This is a genomic window from Clostridium sp. C2-6-12 (assembly GCF_009928485.1).
Taxonomy (GTDB): Bacteria; Bacillota; Clostridia; order Clostridiales; family Clostridiaceae; genus Clostridium.
Genome location: NZ_JAABNP010000008.1, coordinates 164,925 through 167,109, shown reverse-complemented (window position 1 = coordinate 167,109; position 2,185 = coordinate 164,925). Strand labels below are relative to the sequence as shown.

General features: G+C 43.1%; 2 pseudogenes. Both read right to left on the bottom strand.

The features are described from left to right. Positions 1-992 (bottom strand): annotated as a pseudogene (locus GXK56_RS28130) (collagen-like protein); the annotation flags it as partial. A 395-nt stretch (positions 993-1,387) separates the two neighbouring features. Next, positions 1,388-2,185, bottom strand: a pseudogene (locus GXK56_RS28125) (collagen-like protein); the annotation flags it as partial.

Below are 2,185 nucleotides of genomic sequence, written 5' to 3'. Positions count from 1 at the left end.
TGAGAACCTTGAACACCTTGACTGCCTTGGGTACCTTGACTACCTTGGTCACCTTGAGTTCCTTGAACCCCTTGAACACCTTGAGCGCCTTGGGTACCTTGACTACCTAGGTCACCTTGAACACCTTGAGCCCCTTGAGCCCCTTGAGCCCCTTGAGAGCCTTGACTACCTTGAGAACCTTGAACACCTTGACTGCCTTGGGTACCTTGACTACCTTGGTCACCTTGAACACCTTGAGCGCCTTGAGCCCCTTGTGAACCTTGGTCACCTTGAGAGCCTTGACTTCCTTGAGGTCCTTGAACGCCTTGGTCACCTTGAGAACCTTGAACACCTTGAGTTCCTTGAGCCCCTTGGCTACCTTGAGCGCCTTGTAATCCTTGAGAACCTTGAGGTCCTTGAACGCCTTGAGCCCCTTGAGCGCCTTGAACACCTTGGAATCCTCGAGAACCTTGAGCGCCTTGAACTCCTTGAGGTCCTTGAACGCCTTGAGAACCTTGAGCCCCTTGAACACCTTGGGCACCTTGAGTTCCTTGAACGCCTTGAGCCCCTTGACTTCCTTGAGCTCCTTGAGCGCCTTGTGAACCTAGGCCACCTTGTGAACCTTGGCTACCTTGAGAACCTTGAGGTCCTTGAACGCCTTGAGCCCCTTGAACACCTTGGAATCCTCGAGAACCTTGAGCGCCTTGAGGTCCTTGAACGCCTTGAGCCCCTTGAACACCTTGGAATCCTCGAGGTCCTTGAGCCCCTTGAACTCCTTGAGAACCTTGAGGTCCTTGAACGCCTTGAAATCCTCGAGCACCTTGAGGTCCTTGAGGCCCTTGTGGACCCTGAGGTCCTTTGCAACAATGGCATTTTTTCCTATCTATTGATTCTAGCAATCCTAATAAGCAAATATCATCATCTCTATCATCACAATCATGGTGAAAGTGATGTCTTCCCTGATCATCTATTTTATCATTTCTTTCATCGTCAAAATAACTATTGTGTCCCACAATGAATCTTAACCTCCTTTAAAACCAATACCGTGATAGTACATTGTATGGTTGTTGTCATAATATGTTACAATCTGCCCTTAATTATATTCAATAGAAGATTAATAAAAATACGGATTTTAAAGCCTAAAATAAAAGACAAAATATATTGTTAAAATTTAAATTAAACTTTGTGCTAAAGACAAATGGATTAAAAAGAATAATTTACTTAATAAATAAATTTTTACAATGAATTAATAATGATGTGGTTTTAGCATTATAAAGTTTAGCTAATAGAGGGAACATATGAAAGAGAGTATTAAGCTTTACCTTATGATAAGAATAAGAGTACATAATCCTTTTAAATTATTATATGTAAAACCCTCTGTATCAGTACAGAGGGTCAATTTATATAATTAATCTAATTTCTTAATAGTTAATTGAGCACCAACTCCTGGAGCTAATGTCAATGTTAATGCTACTGCTGAGTTGTTTCTTAAAGTAATTACATCCCCAGCAGCAAGGGTTAATATAGCGACTCCAAATAATGATCCAGTGGCAACAAGAGCTGAAATAGGTGTGGATGCATTAACAGTACCATTTACAGCAATTGCAATTTGTGATCCAACACCTGCAGTTATACTAATGCCGTAATTAATCTCATAAACACCAGCACTAGATACAGTAATTGTAGTAGTTCCTGGTGTATGAGTAATACCATTTAAAGGGCCATTGTTAGAAAATGGAACATCTCCTCCACCTACAACAGTTGCATCTGCTAAAGTTGCAAGTTCAAAGGCAAAACCATCTGCTGCCAATCCTGCTCCGCCTTGGAATCCTTGAGAACCTTGGAAGCCTTGAGAACCTTGGAATCCTTGGCTACCTTGAGCACCTTGAGTTCCTTGAGATCCTTGAGTTCCTTGAGAACCTTGAGAACCTTGAGAACCTTGAGTTCCTTGAGAACCTTGGCTACCTTGAGCACCTTGGAAACCTTGAGAACCTTGGCTACCTTGAGCACCTTGGAAACCTTGAGAACCTTGGCTACCTTGAGCACCTTGAGTTCCTTGAGAACCTTGGCTACCTTGATCACCTTGGAAACCTTGAGCACCTTGAGTTCCTTGAGAACCTTGGAAACCTTGAGAACCTTGAGCACCTTGAGAACCTTGAGATCCTTGGTCACCTTGGAAACCTTGAGTTCCTTGAGATCCTTGAGC